This is a genomic window from Neobacillus driksii, assembly GCF_013409995.1.
Lineage (GTDB): Bacteria > Bacillota > Bacilli > Bacillales > Cytobacillaceae > Neobacillus > Neobacillus driksii.
In genome coordinates this window covers 50,343-65,055 of sequence record NZ_JACCBX010000015.1, presented here as the reverse complement: position 1 = coordinate 65,055, position 14,713 = coordinate 50,343, and the positions used below count along the sequence as shown (strand labels likewise).

General features: G+C 37.7%; 21 protein-coding genes and 1 other annotated feature. Of the genes, 14 read left to right on the top strand and 7 right to left on the bottom strand.

All coding sequences use genetic code 11. From position 1 onward, the window contains the following. Nucleotides 1-2: 2 nt before the first annotated feature. The 3 genes from pfkB to F4694_RS26365 all read right to left on the bottom strand — a co-directional run bounded on the left by pfkB (nt 3) and on the right by F4694_RS26365 (nt 2,172). A complete protein-coding gene (gene pfkB / locus F4694_RS26375) occupies nt 3-929 on the bottom strand; it encodes a 1-phosphofructokinase (RefSeq protein WP_179602898.1) in 927 nt (308 codons plus the stop codon). Then, nucleotides 926-1,675: a DeoR/GlpR family DNA-binding transcription regulator gene (locus F4694_RS26370; RefSeq protein ID WP_179602984.1), complete on the bottom strand. Its 750-nt coding sequence runs from the start codon at nt 1,673-1,675 to the stop codon at nt 926-928. Before F4694_RS26370 ends, pfkB begins: the two co-directional genes overlap by 4 nt. 170 nt (nt 1,676-1,845) lie before the next feature. After that, complete coding sequence (locus tag F4694_RS26365; protein WP_179602897.1) at nt 1,846-2,172, bottom strand: SCP2 sterol-binding domain-containing protein; 327 nt, start codon at nt 2,170-2,172, stop codon at nt 1,846-1,848. Between the two features lie 264 nt (nt 2,173-2,436). On the opposite strand from F4694_RS26365, the gene F4694_RS26360 reads away from it, so the two are divergent. From F4694_RS26360 to F4694_RS26315, 10 genes are all read left to right on the top strand, one after another. After that, nucleotides 2,437-2,721, top strand: coding sequence for a YggT family protein (locus F4694_RS26360; RefSeq protein WP_373459862.1), 285 nt, complete (start codon nt 2,437-2,439; stop codon nt 2,719-2,721). 130 nt (nt 2,722-2,851) lie between these two features. Continuing rightward, entirely contained in the window at nt 2,852-3,727 is an 876-nt protein-coding gene (locus F4694_RS26355; protein ID WP_179602896.1) for an NAD-dependent epimerase/dehydratase family protein, read from the top strand. 15 nt (nt 3,728-3,742) lie between these two features. Continuing rightward, on the top strand, nt 3,743-4,180 hold the full coding sequence (locus tag F4694_RS26350; protein ID WP_179602895.1) for a GNAT family N-acetyltransferase: 438 nt from the start codon (nt 3,743-3,745) through the stop codon (nt 4,178-4,180). Nucleotides 4,181-4,260: 80 nt separating this feature from the next. Further along, nucleotides 4,261-4,407: a hypothetical protein gene (locus F4694_RS26345; protein ID WP_179602894.1), complete on the top strand. Its 147-nt coding sequence runs from the start codon at nt 4,261-4,263 to the stop codon at nt 4,405-4,407. 51 nt (nt 4,408-4,458) lie between these two features. Continuing rightward, nucleotides 4,459-4,734, top strand: a binding site (T-box leader). Nucleotides 4,735-4,793: 59 nt separating this feature from the next. Then, nucleotides 4,794-6,428 carry a methionine--tRNA ligase gene (gene metG / locus F4694_RS26340; RefSeq protein ID WP_179602893.1) on the top strand — a complete coding sequence of 545 codons (1,635 nt, stop codon included), beginning with the start codon at nt 4,794-4,796 and terminating at the stop codon, nt 6,426-6,428. Nucleotides 6,429-6,764: 336 nt separating this feature from the next. Continuing rightward, on the top strand, nt 6,765-7,271 hold the full coding sequence (locus F4694_RS26335; RefSeq protein WP_179602892.1) for a GNAT family N-acetyltransferase: 507 nt from the start codon (nt 6,765-6,767) through the stop codon (nt 7,269-7,271). Beyond that, complete coding sequence (locus F4694_RS26330; protein ID WP_179602891.1) at nt 7,268-7,717, top strand: GNAT family N-acetyltransferase; 450 nt, start codon at nt 7,268-7,270, stop codon at nt 7,715-7,717. The genes F4694_RS26335 and F4694_RS26330 overlap by 4 nt, the downstream gene beginning before the upstream one ends. A gap of 17 nt (nt 7,718-7,734) precedes the next feature. Next, on the top strand, nt 7,735-8,748 hold the full coding sequence (locus F4694_RS26325; protein WP_179602890.1) for a glutathione S-transferase family protein: 1,014 nt from the start codon (nt 7,735-7,737) through the stop codon (nt 8,746-8,748). Next, the gene (locus F4694_RS26320) at nt 8,745-9,254 is read left to right on the top strand and encodes a GNAT family N-acetyltransferase (RefSeq protein WP_179602889.1); all 510 of its coding nucleotides are present in this window, start codon (nt 8,745-8,747) and stop codon (nt 9,252-9,254) included. Before F4694_RS26325 ends, F4694_RS26320 begins: the two co-directional genes overlap by 4 nt. Before the next feature lie 11 nt (nt 9,255-9,265). After that, the gene (locus F4694_RS26315; protein ID WP_179602888.1) at nt 9,266-9,775 is read left to right on the top strand and encodes a GNAT family N-acetyltransferase; all 510 of its coding nucleotides are present in this window, start codon (nt 9,266-9,268) and stop codon (nt 9,773-9,775) included. A 37-nt stretch (nt 9,776-9,812) separates the two neighbouring features. On the opposite strand, the gene F4694_RS26310 is transcribed toward F4694_RS26315, so the two are convergent. Beyond that, nucleotides 9,813-10,196 carry a YbaN family protein gene (locus F4694_RS26310; RefSeq protein ID WP_179602887.1) on the bottom strand — a complete coding sequence of 128 codons (384 nt, stop codon included), beginning with the start codon at nt 10,194-10,196 and terminating at the stop codon, nt 9,813-9,815. 137 nt (nt 10,197-10,333) lie between these two features. Here F4694_RS26310 and F4694_RS26305 point away from each other — a divergent pair, with 137 nt between their 5' ends. Together F4694_RS26305 and F4694_RS26300 are read left to right on the top strand one after the other, a co-directional pair. Then, entirely contained in the window at nt 10,334-10,786 is a 453-nt protein-coding gene (locus F4694_RS26305; protein WP_179602886.1) for a DUF2269 family protein, read from the top strand. Between the two features lie 26 nt (nt 10,787-10,812). Continuing rightward, nucleotides 10,813-11,073, top strand: a complete 261-nt coding sequence (locus tag F4694_RS26300; RefSeq protein WP_179602885.1) for a hypothetical protein — start codon at nt 10,813-10,815, stop codon at nt 11,071-11,073. A gap of 36 nt (nt 11,074-11,109) precedes the next feature. Here F4694_RS26300 and F4694_RS26295 read toward each other — a convergent pair whose 3' ends face one another. Continuing rightward, nucleotides 11,110-11,862, bottom strand: coding sequence for an alpha/beta hydrolase (locus tag F4694_RS26295; protein ID WP_218895846.1), 753 nt, complete (start codon nt 11,860-11,862; stop codon nt 11,110-11,112). A 158-nt stretch (nt 11,863-12,020) separates the two neighbouring features. Continuing rightward, nucleotides 12,021-12,287, bottom strand: a complete 267-nt coding sequence (locus F4694_RS26290; protein WP_179602883.1) for a hypothetical protein — start codon at nt 12,285-12,287, stop codon at nt 12,021-12,023. Nucleotides 12,288-12,454: 167 nt separating this feature from the next. On the opposite strand from F4694_RS26290, the gene F4694_RS26285 reads away from it, so the two are divergent. Together F4694_RS26285 and F4694_RS26280 are read left to right on the top strand one after the other, a co-directional pair. Next, a complete protein-coding gene (locus F4694_RS26285; RefSeq protein WP_179602882.1) occupies nt 12,455-12,994 on the top strand; it encodes an HD domain-containing protein in 540 nt (179 codons plus the stop codon). A gap of 6 nt (nt 12,995-13,000) precedes the next feature. Next, on the top strand, nt 13,001-13,678 hold the full coding sequence (locus F4694_RS26280) for an AlkZ-related protein (RefSeq protein WP_179602881.1): 678 nt from the start codon (nt 13,001-13,003) through the stop codon (nt 13,676-13,678). 405 nt (nt 13,679-14,083) lie between these two features. Here the strand turns inward: F4694_RS26280 and F4694_RS26275 are convergent, their stop codons facing one another. Further along, nucleotides 14,084-14,557: a hypothetical protein gene (locus tag F4694_RS26275; RefSeq protein ID WP_179602880.1), complete on the bottom strand. Its 474-nt coding sequence runs from the start codon at nt 14,555-14,557 to the stop codon at nt 14,084-14,086. Nucleotides 14,558-14,713: the final 156 nt, after the last annotated feature.

Sequence of the window (14,713 nt, the reverse complement as noted above, 5' to 3'; positions counted from 1 at the left end):
CATCATTCTCCTCTTAGGTTTGACTTTTCTACTTTTACTTGCGGGAGCAAGCCTTCCATTTTTTCGCGAGTGCATAATCCGATTGAAAATGCGGTTGCACTTCCAGCTGCCACACTAAATCGAAAAGCTTCTTCTATCGATTTTGTTTTTTCATAGGTTGCGATAAAACCAGCCACCATCGAATCCCCTGCACCAACAGAGCTTTTTACATCGCCTTTTGGGCTGGTAGCAATGAAGGCTTGGTCCTTATTAATCAGGACAGCTCCTTTTTCTGCAAGAGACACAATTACGTTTTGAGCACCTTGTTTTACAAGCTCCTTTGCATAAGGAATGACTTCTTCACAAGAGTTGATTACTGTATTAAATAAGTCACCCAATTCGTGATGGTTTGGTTTGATTAAGAAGGGTTTTAGAGGAAGTACCTTCTTAAGTAATTCACCTTCCGCATCGACAACGAATTTCGTACCAGTTTCATTACATAGTTTCACAAGCTCTTCATACGTACTTTCTGGCATAGTAGATGGAATGCTGCCAGCGAGAACAAGGATATCTTCGCTTGTTAGTTCTCTGATTTTTCCTTTCAAGGCTTCAAAATTTTCTTTTGTAATGTTGGGGCCTTTTGCATTTATTTCTGTTTCTTTATCAGATTTAAGTTTTACATTTATTCGTGTATCTTCCGTGACATTCACAAAGTCTGTGTGAATTCCTTTGGATGTGAGGAATTTTTCAATATATTCTCCAGTAAAACCGCCTAAGAATCCAAGAGCATGACTGTCAACGTCTAATCTTTTTAGAACTTGGGAAACATTAATTCCTTTTCCGCCTGGAAATTTGGTTTCATTTTTTGTTCGGTTTAATTCGCCAAGCGTTACCTGATCTACCTCTACGATATAATCAAGTGATGGGTTTAAAGTAACGGTATAAATCATGATGTAACCACCTTAATTTTTGTTTTACTTTGATATTGCTCCTCAGTATCAGGGTCTAATTCATTTGTGATAATGGTGGCAAGATGTAAGTCAGCAATTTTTGCAAAAGCAATCTCTGAGAACTTTGATTCATCCGAAACCACAAATGCTTCACGCGATAATGACATCGCTAATTTTTTGACCATTGCTTCATCAGGGTCGGGTGTGGTATAGCCAAATTGTGAGTGAATTCCGTTTACACCCATAAAGCACTTATCAAAGCGATAATGTTCTAGACTATCTAATGCCCCGCGCCCGATTAAGGCTTTCGTTGATGGCTTAGCATAGCCGCCTATTAAAAAAGTTTTTATATTTTTCTCTAGTAGTTCATTTACGTGTGTTAATCCGTTTGTTACTACCACGATGTTATCTGGAAGAAAAGGGATCATTTCAAATATAGTTGAACCTGCATCCAAATAAATACAGTCTCCTTCTTCCACTAAGCTTCCAGCATACTGTGCGATTTGACGTTTTGGTTGAAGGTTTTTGGAGGATTTCTCGATCATGCTTGGTTCCTGCAGCTTTCCTTGCAGTCTTGCAGCACCTCCATGAACTCTCTTAAGAAATTTTCCTTGTTCTAACTGTATAAGATCTCTTCGGATGGTTGACTCAGAGGAATTTGTTAATTCCACAAGTTCTTGAAGTTTTACAGAACTTTTAACTTTTAATGCTTCTAATATAATTTGATGGCGTTCTGGCTCTAACATCATTACCGCCTCCTAAAACGCTTTCATGTTTACTGATTTTATTTTACAATTGAAAACAACAAAAATCAATCATAAAAATTCAAAAACGTTCTTTTTCGTTCAAAAAGCACCAAATAAAAAAAGGATGCCTCTTTAGCATCCTTGTAACAGATAGTATTCCCAAAATAAATTTAAAATGGTTCTCTAATATTGTAACGACGTAAAATGGTCTCAATCCTCATGGCTGTACTCAAGTTTCCTAGCACTCGAACTCTTCCAGTAAGCAGCGCAACCGTTCCGCTTTGTTTTCCTAATAAAAACTTGTTAAAATTATCGTACGATAACTGCATGGTGCAGGTTGGGGCAGTTTCTATTCCTTTTTTAATGGTTAGTTTTCCATCTTTAAAATAATGCGGATAGGTTCCCGTTTCTTCACCAAGAACGTCATACTGTAAAACAGCATCAAAACCTTTAATAGGACCGGGATTTTGATTGAAGATTTCTTCGATCCTTTCCATTAGCTCTTCTAAAGACTATTCTTTTATTGCTTTTACCATTTAGCCATTCCTCCTAGAAATTAGTAAAACCAATGCATATTTCATAGTTTAATAATACTAATTGGGAAGTGTGAAGGTGGTGGACGTTTTCCGAACTTTTTAGATTTTTTACGCTTTTAAGATTTTAGTTAAAAATATAGATATATTTGAAACCTTATTGAGTATAATACGTATATGTAAACATAGCGGAATTGAAAAAAATTTTATAAGATAGGAAGAATAAATTTGGGCACAAATATAATGGTAGTAGCAAATTATATCTATGATATTTATTATTGGTTAATTTTGATTAATATTTTTGGCTCCTGGTTCCCGCAATTTCAAACATCAAAGATAGGGTCGCTAGTAGGCAGGCTGGTTAATCCTTACCTATCTATCTTTAGGAAGTTTATCCCGCCGCTGGGTATGATTGATTTTTCACCGATCATTGCGATTTTTGCTTATAGCTTTATTGGGAGATTTGCTTTAGAAGGTCTCAAACAATTGTTAATCATCCTCGGTGCATTTTAATTAATAATATTTTAGAAATAGGGCTTTACTTACTTATCGTAAGTAAAGCCCTATTTCTGTCTTTTTAAGTATCATTTTACTGGTAAAATAAGTTAAACTTTAAGTAGAAAGATACAAAGGGGAGATTTTGATGAAATCGGCGTTAATACTTGGGGGAACGCAATTCGTTGGCAAGAGACTGGTACGATTATTAATCGATGAAGGGGTAGAGGTTACAGTCGCAACCAGAGGGTTGACACCTGACGCCTTTGGAGACCAAGTTTCACGATTAATTATAAACCGTGAAGATGCAGAGTCATTAGAAAAAGCTTTTAAGGCTAAGACCTGGGATGTGGTTTTTGATCAAACCTGCTATTCTTCACAAGAAGCTCTTGATACGCTGACTGTGCTAAAAGGAAAGGTTCAAAAGTATATCTTTACATCGAGTCAGGCAGTTTATGATTTTGGGACCAACCATTTGGAGGAAAGTTTCAATCCATTCGGTTATCAACCAGTATTAAAATCCAGAAGAGATTACATAGGGTATGTTGGATATCAGGAAGCAAAACGAGCGGCCGAAGCAATCCTTTTTCAGAATGCTGACTTACCGGTCGTTGCCGTACGCTTTCCGATTATTATTGGAAAAGACGATTATACGAATCGGCTACAATTCCATGTGGAGCATGTAAAAGAAGGAAGACCGATGTTCATTGAACATCCTGACTTTAGATATAGTTTTATTGAATCAGGCGAAGCGGCTTCATTTTTATTAAGCATGGCAAAGTCCGATTATCAAGGTCCTGTTAATCCAGGCTCTGAGGAAGATATCAGTTTGGGTGAATTAATGGAATTAATTGAGAATCTAATTGGGAAAAAAGCAATCGTAAGTGAAGATGGTGATCCATCTCCCTATAATTTGCCTGGGTCATGGTCGGTGAATAGAAATCTTGTTGAGTCATTGGGATTTCGTTTTTCATCGTTAGAAAGACTTTTGAAAATTTTAATCCTACACTATTCAAAGATTTAATAAAGGGGGAGTACCATGAGTATTCAGAAAGCTACATTAAATGAACTAAATTTTTTAACAGAGTTATTTGATTCCTATCGGGTGTTTTATAAACAGGAATCTGATCTTGAAGGTGCAAGAGCTTTTCTAAAAGAAAGATTCATAAATGAGGATTCAGTCGTTTTCATTGCATATGATGAGAGTAATCCGGTTGGCTTTGTTCAGCTGTATCCGACTTTTTCTTCTGTTAGTATGAAAAAGTCATGGATTCTTAACGATTTGTATGTAAATGCATCTGCTCGTAAGAAGGGTTTTGGGGAGAAGTTAATAAAAAAGACGATTGAATTTGCAGAGGAAACAGGGGCAAAAGGCGTTTCATTAGAGACTGGTCATGATAATGTAACTGCACAGAGACTGTATGAAAAAATAGGATTCAAAAAGGAATCAAATTACTTCTATTATTTTTCATTGTAAAGGATATGTTGTAAATTTCAGGAATTAACACAAACTACTTCTAGCGGGAAAATTAATCCATCAAAGAGGAGGTAGTTTTAGTGAATAATAATGAACAAGATACAACGATAATATCTAATGATGCATTGCGTGGTAAACCTTACCTGGATATCGACCGTGTCATTACAGAAGGTAACCCGCATAGCTCTACTCGTCTTAAGAATGATGCCGGTGGGTCGGACGAATAATTTAATTGACTTTTTTGAATCATTCGAATAATATATTGTTAAATTTAACAAATAAAGGCAAAGAAGAGAAAAGTAGAATGACATGGTTTTTCAACAGAGAGCTTCGGCAGCTGAAAAGAAGCAAAAACCCTCATTTGAACAATGGTCTCTGAGCTTCGTACTGAACATACTTCAAAAGTATTAGTAGGCTACGACGAGTTTTGACACTCGTTACCCATGTCACAGTATAAGAGTAGATTTTGGTTACTCCGTACTTGCTAAGGCAAATGGTGTGAGCTATTTGCGAAATAAGGTGGTAACACGTGGATATCAAACCTCGTCCTTAACTTTTACAGTTGAGGGCGGGGTTTTTTTATTTTTTTTTAAAAATAAGGAGGTTTTACGATATGAGTATATTTATAGGCGGTGCATGGGCCTATGCGAACGGTTCCTTGCATCTTGGTCATATTTCAAGTTTGCTGCCAGGGGATATATTAGCGAGATATTACCGTTTGAAAGGGGAACAAGTCCTTTATGTTTCAGGAAGCGATTGTAACGGAACTCCGATAACCATTCGAGCGAGGCAAGAAGGAGTAGAACCTCACGTCGTTACAGATCGTTATCACCAGGAATTCCTCGAATGTTTTTCGAAATTAGGATTTTCATATGATTGCTATACTCGAACCGATACTTGGCACCATCATAAATTGGTTCAAGAGATTTTTTTAGAGCTGCTTGAAAAAGGTCATATCTATAAAAAAGAAATTGAACAAACCTATTGTGAGAAATGCGCTCAATTCTTGCCTGAACGATATGTAGAAGGAATTTGTCCTGTTTGCAAAGAACCATCTCGCGGGGATCAATGTGATCATTGCTCGACTATTTTAGAACCCCTTGAATTGCTGAATAGCAGATGCAAAATATGCGGACATCCACCTACTACAAGGTTCACGGAGCATTTCTATTTTGCCTTAAGCTCATTCCAGGCTCAATTGGAAAACTATGTACAAACAGCGGAACATAATAAGCTTTGGCGGGAGAATGCTGTTTCTCTTACGAAGAGATACTTAAAGGAAGGTTTACAGGATCGTGCCGTTTCTCGGGATTTGCCTATTGGAGTGAGTGTGCCTGTTGCTGGATATGAAGAAAAGAAAATCTATGTTTGGATTGAGGCCGTTTCGGGATACTATACCGCCAGTAAGCTTTGGGCAAAGGAAAAGGGTAAAGATGATTCATCGTATTGGAATGATTCTGCTAGGTCCTATTACGTTCACGGGAAAGATAATATTCCATTCCACTCGATTATTTGGCCGGGGATTTTGGCTGGTCTCGGTAAGGAACCTTTACCTACACATATCGTTTCCAATGAGTATTTGACTTTGGAAAAAAAGAAATTATCGACCAGCAGAAATTGGGCTGTATGGGTTCCAGATATTTTAGAAAGGTATGATCCTGATTCTATCCGGTATTTTTTAACCATAAACGCACCAGAGAGCAGGGATGCCGATTTTTCGTGGAAGGAATTTATTTATAGTCACAACAGTGAATTATTAGGGGCATATGGGAACTTTGTAAATCGAACATTGAAATTTATTATAAAATCATTTGATGGTGTTGTTCCTGATAAAGTTGTTCCATCTGTACTTCAAGATAAAGTCGATGCTTTATATAAGGATACTGGACGCTTAATTGAACAGGCCTCTTTCAAACAAGGGTTGGAAAAAGTATTCGAGCTGGTGCGGTTTTCAAATAAATACTTTGATGAACAACAACCGTGGAAGCAGATTCACGAAAACGAAGAGTCTTGCAAGCAAACCTTAGCAGATTGTGTATATTTAATAGCAAACCTTGCGCATATCTTAACACCGTTTCTTCCGTTTTCGAGTGAAAAGGTTAAGGATTTGCTCAATATATCAGAGACTAACTGGAAACCTTTTTTAGTTAAACCAATCGTGATATCCAATGTTGAGCCGTTATTTGAACGAATCGATCCAGCTAGAATTGAAGAAGAACTTGAAAGGCTAAACAAACAAACAGTTTAAATAAGTGTACCATAAAGGTTTCATGAAGCCCAAAAATCACATAAAAAGTGAAAAGTGGTAACCATAAAGGTTCCATGAAGCCCAATAATCATATAAAAAGCGAAAAGTGGTCACCATGAAGGTTTCATGAAGCCCAATAATCATATAAAAAGCGAAAAGTGGTCACCATGAAGGTTTCATGAAGCCCGAAAACATATAAAACTTGAAAAATGGTCATCATGAACGACTCCTCAATAGAATAACCTCAGATAAAGGTCAATACTTTTTTATTATCTATCTTTTTAGAATTTTAGTAATATAGTAGGTATATTATAACTTTCAAAGGGAGGTCGTCCCATGGAAATTAGACAACTAACCTCTTCAGATGCAGAGAAATACTGGAATCTTAGATTAGAAGCCTTAAAGGAAGCTCCAGAAGCTTTTCTAACTAGTTATGAAGACGCTCTGAAAAGAGAAAATCCGATTGCCCAGGTTGAAAGTAACCTCTCGACAGAAGGCAATTACACTTTTGGGGCGTTTGAAGGTGAGGAGCTTATTGGGGTGGTAACACTCCTACAAGAAAAAGCTGAGAAAATACAACACAGAGCTAACATCTTTGCGATGTACGTGACGGCAAAAAAACAAGGATCAGGTGTCGGAGAGGCATTGCTCACAGAAGCGATTAATAAAGCAAAATCAGTAAAAGCAATCGAAAAAATAAATTTATCGGTCGTTGCAAGTAATGAACCAGCGAGGAAGCTATATACGAAACTTGGGTTTAAAGTATTTGGACTCGAAGAAAAAGCGATGAAACTGAATGGAGTTTATTTGGACGATGAACATAGGGTGCTGCATTTAAAATGAACAAACTTACGATTAGACAAGCAGCCATACAGGATTTATCAAAACTAGTACCTATATTTGATGACTATCGTGAGTATTTCGGCCAGCAAAAAGTCCCGGCAGCGGTGAATCAATTTCTATTCGAAAAATTCGAGCACCTAGAATCGGTGATTTTTATTGCACAGCAGCAAAATAAAGTGGTTGGATTCGCTCAACTCTATCCTGTCTTCTCTTCATTAACCCTCCAGCGTGTTTGGCTAATAAATGACTTTTTTATAGCAGAAGAATTTAGAGGTAGCGGCATTGGAACAAAGCTTTTTGCGAAGGTGAAGGAATTTACTCTGTTAACAAAGTCAAAAGGTATAGAACTTTCGGTCGAACATTCAAATAAGAAGGCATGGGTGTTTTGGGAGAAACAAGGATTTAAGATGGATGAAGAATTTCGTTATTATTTTTATAAGTTATAAAAAGAGGTGCATTTTAAATGGTACAAAGAGAGCAGGGAAGCCTTGCAGCTGAAATAAGCGGAGATGGGTCGTTTAAACGGCAAAAAAATAGATTTGATACACCGTTTGGATTCGATGAAGGCGAGCTTCCTGTAGAGGCAGGAAGATATCGCTTATTATGGTCAGCAGTCTGCCCCTGGGCACATCGCTCCGTGATTGTCAGAAGAATTCTTGGTTTGGAAAAGGTAATTAGTTTAGGTACGGCAAGCCCGATGCGTCCTAAACTTCCGCATGTAGACTGGGAGTTTTCTTTAGATGAAGATGGGGTAGACCCTGTACTGGGCATTCGCTATATGAGTGAAATTTATAAGAAAACAGAACCGGATTACGCAGGCAGGCCAACGGTACCTGTGATGGTGGATGTGAAGGAACAAAAGGTAGTGAACAATGATTATTTCAAACTAACAAATTATTTAGAAACAGTTTGGTCAGCCTTTCATAAGGAAAATGCGCCAAATTTATATCCGGAATCCTTACGTGAAGAGATTGATGCCTTAAACGATATCATCTTTCATGAAGTGAACAATGGAGTTTATAAATGTGGCTTTGCGCAGTCTCAGGAAGCCTATGAAGAGGCGTATGATACATTATTTGCAAGATTAGATATGTTAGAGGAGCGGCTATCAAAACAACGTTTCTTATTCGGAGACTATATTACTGACTCAGATGTACGGCTATATGCAACATTAATTCGCTTCGATGCAGCGTATTATTCCGCATTTAAGACAAATCGAAATCGGATTGTTGACTTCCCGCATCTTTGGGGTTATCTAAGAGATTTATATCAAACTCCTGGTTTTGGTGATACCACTGATTTTGACGCAATCAAGAGACATTATCATCTTTCAAATCACATAGCTAGCAATGATCAGAAAGGTCATAATGGTATTTTGCCAAAAGGACCGGACCTATCTGGGCTTAATACCGAACACAATCGTCAGTATTTAAGCAACAAAGAAGATAAATTTTTAATTGATCGGAGTGCACAATGATCATTCGAGAAGCTATGGAAAGAGAATTACCTTATATACGAGAGCAAAGAGTCAACGCTTATGTTGAACATTCAGCGAAAATTTCTGAAGGTCATTGGCTCGCTCTAAAGCAGGCAATCTTATCAGAGGGTGATACGCTTCCTGGTGTTGAGAGAATAGTAGCTGATATCGATGGAGAAATTGCAGGAAGTGTTGTTCTATTTCCTGCTAAAATCGATGCATATGATGGGAACGTGGAAGTTCTGGATTATCCCGAAATTAGAATGCTTGCTGTATCACCGGAAATGAGAGGCAAAGGTGTTGCATTCGCTTTAGTGTCTGAATGTATTCAACGGGCTAAAGCGCGGGGATATCAGGCAATTGGGCTCCATACCGGTGAATTCATGGAGACTGCAATGAAATTATATGAGCGATTGGGATTTGAACGATTGCCACAATACGACTTTGAACCTGCTAACGATGGGATCATCGTAAAAGCCTATCGACTTTCTCTTAATAAAGATTAAGGAGCCGATGAATGATTAAAATTTGCAAAGCAGACCCTAGCCATGTTCATGGAATTGCAAAAGTGTGTTCTGATGGATATCGTGCAACATATGGTGAAACACATTCAAAAGAATATATTGAAAGAATCATAAGCGAGTTCTACAACACTGACAGAATAGTAGATGAAGTAACCAAAACTAGCAGGTATTGGGGAGGCTACTTTGTAGCGCTTGATAATGCTGAGGTAGTTGGTGCGGTCGGCGGAGGAATGATCAATGATACAGCTGGGGAAGTATTTGTGTTGTATCTAGATCCTAACCGGCGCAATGAAGGTATTGGAACGATGTTGCTAGAGGCGATTACGAAACAGCAGAAAGAAGAATATAATGCCAGTGAGCAGTGGGTTTCCGTACAAAAAGGAAATGAGAAAGGAATTCCTTTCTACGAAGCAAGAGGATTTATTTTTCAACATGAACAAAATGGGTATGGAAATGCAGATGGGGAAGATTACATATCACTAAGATATTGTCGTCAACTATAAAATAACCGAGAGCTTGGAGTGTGTTCCTTGCTCTCGGTTATTTAGTTGGTTCGGGAACCGTTTTTATTTGATAGATAAAGTAATAATATTTATAAAAAACAATCAATACCAGCATAAGCCGGACGAAAAAGCTTTCGAGAATAAAGAAGGGAATGGCGATCATCACGTCAGCAAATAACAAAATCGTCAGTTTTTGTTTTAACGTCATGGCCCTCTCTTTTACAAAAGTCTCTAAATGACGTTTATAAAGAGTTGTCCCTTTAAACCAGTGCTCGAATCGTTCAGATCCCTTCACAAAGCAGTAGGATGCCAAAAGAAGCAAAGGAGTTGTCGGCAGCACTGGTAAAATTAGACCCAAAACGCCTAAGCCGAGGGCAATAAAACCGATGATGATATAGAGGAATTTAATAATTTTGCTCATGTTTGCCCCTTTCTGTTTTATTTACCTATATTATATCATGTAAAAAAGGAAAGTTTTTTGACAGATTAAGTACATAAAAACCGTTTCAACCACCATTATGTTAAAATAGTGAAGTCAAGTTATTGGGGGTTGATTAAATGACTTTCTATCAAACTATAGTAGTTTTACACATTTTTTCGGCGATTATGGGAATGGGCCCTGGGTTTATCTTAACGACTGTCGTTAAGTCGGGGAAAACCATGACAGAGTTAAGGCATTCCTATGCCGTTCGACATAAACTTCATATTTTTGTGATGGTAGGCGGCACGCTTGTACTCATCACAGGTTTAATCATGGGCTTCATGAATCCAAGCCTGTTCCAAATGGGCTGGTATGTAACAAGTCTAGTTCTCTTTTTAGCAGCCCTGGCAATCGGGCCACTTGTCCTATCACCCAGATCTAAACCAGTTAAGGCTTTGTTAGCATCACATAAAGGTGAGGAAATCCCTGAAGAGTATTATCGTTTATCAAAAATACTGTTCCGCTATGAATATTTGGAAAATGCAATTTTTATTGTCATTATCGCCTTAATGATACTAAAACCATTTTAGATACTCTCAAGGTAATCGAAAAAAAGATGGCACAAGAACATAAGAGGTTCAGAGTGCCGATAAATGACAAAGAGCAGATTTATGGTAACTATAAGGAGCTCATAGTGCCGATAAATGACAAAGAGCAGATTTATGGTAACTATAAGGAGCTCATAGTGCCGATAAATGATAAGTGCAGAGTTTATGGTAACAATAAGAGGTTCATAGTGCCGGTAAATAAAAAGAGCAGGATTTACGGTAACAATAAGAGGTTCATAGTGACAGAAATGACAGAAATGACAAAATAAAAGGTAGGGTCATCCTCGACCATACCTTTTTAACTCTCATAAATCGGAATAAAGATAAGACATTACTTCACCAATTCTCTTTTTAAACGAGGTATAGTTGTGCTCGCCATTTTGAATCGTTTCATAGCGGGTATCAGCAATTTTACTGCTCACAATCTCATAGATAGATTGAATCATATCTGAAAACTCGTTATTAAGTTCCTTATTGCCACTAACTTCATGAGTGCCAAAATCCATATAAAACTTTTCAACTCCGGACAGATCGGAATCTCTTACAAATACCTCAAGTTCCTCCTGGTTCCGATAATACCCAGGTGATATCGCAGCAATCCGCTTGAAAATTTGTGGGTATCGGCATGCAGCATATGTAGAAATAAGTCCTCCTAACGAAATTCCGGCCATTGAAGTATGACCCTTTAGAGTTCGGTATTTATCATGGATCAACGGTTTAAGTTCATTTACGATAAACTCTAAGTATTGTTCACCTTTACCGCCTGCCGAAACAGGGTGACCAATGACTCTTTCAGCAATCGCACCATTGATCCATGGACAGTATTCGTTAATGCGCTCTTCTCCTTCAGGATTTAAATCAATGGCTACTACGATCATTTCTACCTTGTTTTCATCTAAGTAATCCTTCAATCCTAAAGATACCCCTTTAATCGCACCTTCATCTTCAAAAACATTTTGCCCGTCGTGCATATACAATACGGGATAATGTTTGTTTGACCCATGATAATTTACAGGCAAATACACTCTAATCATTCTTTCTTGTTCGAATGTGGACATATAAACATGATATTTTTCTAGCACCAAATCACCTGCTATTCTTATATTCTACTTCTATAATTTACCATATCCCTTAACGTTTAGGAGAATTAAAACAGGCTGGTGAGAAATTTTTATCTCACCAGCCTGAGGAATCAATTAATCCCTAGATAAACTGATTAAAACCAGAATGGGCGTCTTCTGTCGTCTCTTCTGTCATCTCTTCTTCTGTTATCCTCGTCAACAATGATAACTCTATCTGCACGGATAATAACTTCGTCTGCATTAATGACAACTCGTCTGTCATTTCTTCTGTCATTTCTTCTGTCATTTCTTCTGTCATCGTTGCGATCCATAGCACCAGCTACATCGCTGCTGTTATCACGGCATCTTCTGCGGTCTTGTACACCTGCAACATCTTTGTCACGACGTCTTCTTCTAGACATTCAAATCCCTCCTTTCACGCTCGTACTATAAAATATGCTTGTACAAAAATATGTGATTGGACAAACTAAATATTTTTTACCAGAAAGATAGGAAGGAGATTTGTTTGAATTTGTTGAAATAAGGTAAAAATAGAGAATTGTCAGGATGAATGAGAGGAAGGTCAAACATGGATATAGTGGAAAAGGCTCTACAGATTGCCAGCAAAAATCATGAGGGACAATATCGGAAAAACACGGATATTCCCTACATAACACACCCAGTTGCGGTTGGGATGATGTTATTAAAGAGCGGCTATAGTGAGGAAATCGTTGCAGCTGGAATTCTACATGACACTGTTGAGGATACGTCGCTAACACTAGATGAAATCAAATGGGAGTTTGGACCAAAAATCGCAGAGCTAGTTGAAGGCAGTTCGGAACCGGATAAATCACTATCATGGAAGGATAGGAAGGAACATACTATTGAATTTTTAAAAACTGCTTCCGAGGATGTTCGGGCTGTGGTCTGTGCAGATAAACTTCATAATATCCGTTCTATCATGAGAGATTATGAACAAGTTGGCGATGAGGTTTGGAGTAGATTTAATGCTGGTAAAGAGCAGCAAAAGTGGTATTACACCAATATTGTAGAAAGCTTGGGTGTACAATCATCATTTGATTTACTAATAGAATTACGTAAAGAAGTAGATAAGCTTTTCAGGAGATGATAATGGATGAAAGATTATAAGGTTCGTACATATGAAGAAGCGATAGACGTTATAAAAGAAATTGGATTCCTGCCTTTGGCAAAGCTCATCCCTGATTATCCTTCACTCGACGGAATAACGTTGAAAGAGCATTGGTATACCGGTTCTGAGCTGGATCCATGGATGTGGCGTGCAAAATTGCCTGGAGATGGAGCAGCAGCTTATGGAAAGTTTGTTAAAAAGAAATCCGTTTTAATATCTCCTGAATTGTTACCTTTGATACGTGTGATTTTGGGATCTTCACTTTCAGTAAAAGAACGCTATCAAGATGGGCTAATGTCAAGAGAAGCTGTTGAGCTATATACGCTGATTCGTGAGAACGAAGGAATAGACACAAGAGTTCTAAGAGTAGAGGCAGGAATGAAGGATAAGGAGAAGAAGAAGCCATTTGATCATGCCTTACTTGAATTGCAGGGTTCTTTGGATATTGTTGTTTCAGGGACCAAGGCAAAGACGAACGAAGCAGGAGAGAAAAATGGCTGGAGCAGTACTTCATTTGAGACAATGAAATTCTGGTCACAAAATCATAGCATTAAGGAAAGTACCTTAGAAGTGGAAGACGCTAAAATGATGTTAAAAGACCATTTTGCTGCTTTGTGCAGTCCGGAGGCAATGAAATCTATTAATAAATTATTTGGGTTATAGAGGAAATCACGCTGATTTCCTTTTTTTACGTATTTATAGCCCAGCCGGGATACTAGCACGGCCCCACTTTCCTACAAATTCATATTTTAATAAAAAGGAGTTGAAAAATATGAGTTGTAGAAGGAGAAAGTTTCCGTTCTGTGTTTTTTCGGGGTATAGATGGTGTGGACCTGGCTGCAGCGGTCCAGGACAACCTATTAATGATGTAGATTCCTGCTGCTACAAACATGACCTTTGTCTTAAGCGTGGTAACTCCCCTTGTTACTGTGATAAAAAGTTTTTGGAATGCCTTCATTCCAAAAGGAATCCCCATACCAAAAAGGGCAGACAAGCAAATGTCATGTACAATTTCATGAAGCTAAAAACCAGTTTCACATGTGATCATCGAAGCAGATGTTAGATCAATCAATACATTAAACAGGCTTTTTTTTCTAATTTACAAATCCATTTATAGAAACCTAATAAGATTAGTAACAATATTGGGTCAAGGATTGCTGCGTGCCACAGTTTCCACCAGCCATAATGAAAGTATCCCCAAGGTTCAGGCAGCAGGGTAATGACTTCATAGATTAAAATTGCAACCACAAAAACAGTTAAATATATTGCTTGTTTCATCCAGTCCTTTTTAAATGGGAACCAATTTAGAAAAAACATATTTACTGGCGGAATGAGGAATACATGTGGAATAATTCCTCGCCAATCTAATTCTTTATCGAAGTACCAGTAAGCATGATATTTGAATTCAATAAAAACATCGAAGAGTACTTGTAAGGCAATCGTAAATAACCAAATATGTAGAATTTGGTTCCCATTTAGTAATTTATTTGTTTTAAACCCCAGGTAATTAAAGACGGCAAGTGCTATTAAAAGTCCTATCATGAAATTTCCCTTTTTTATTTTTTAATATGCCCTTCCATGTATGGGTTATGCCATAGGGTTGATAATTCGAAAAATTTAACACCTCTACCTAATAGTTTTCCTAATAATATGTTTGATACAATAAATGATAGAGTGTAGTTGGGAGATGAAATCATC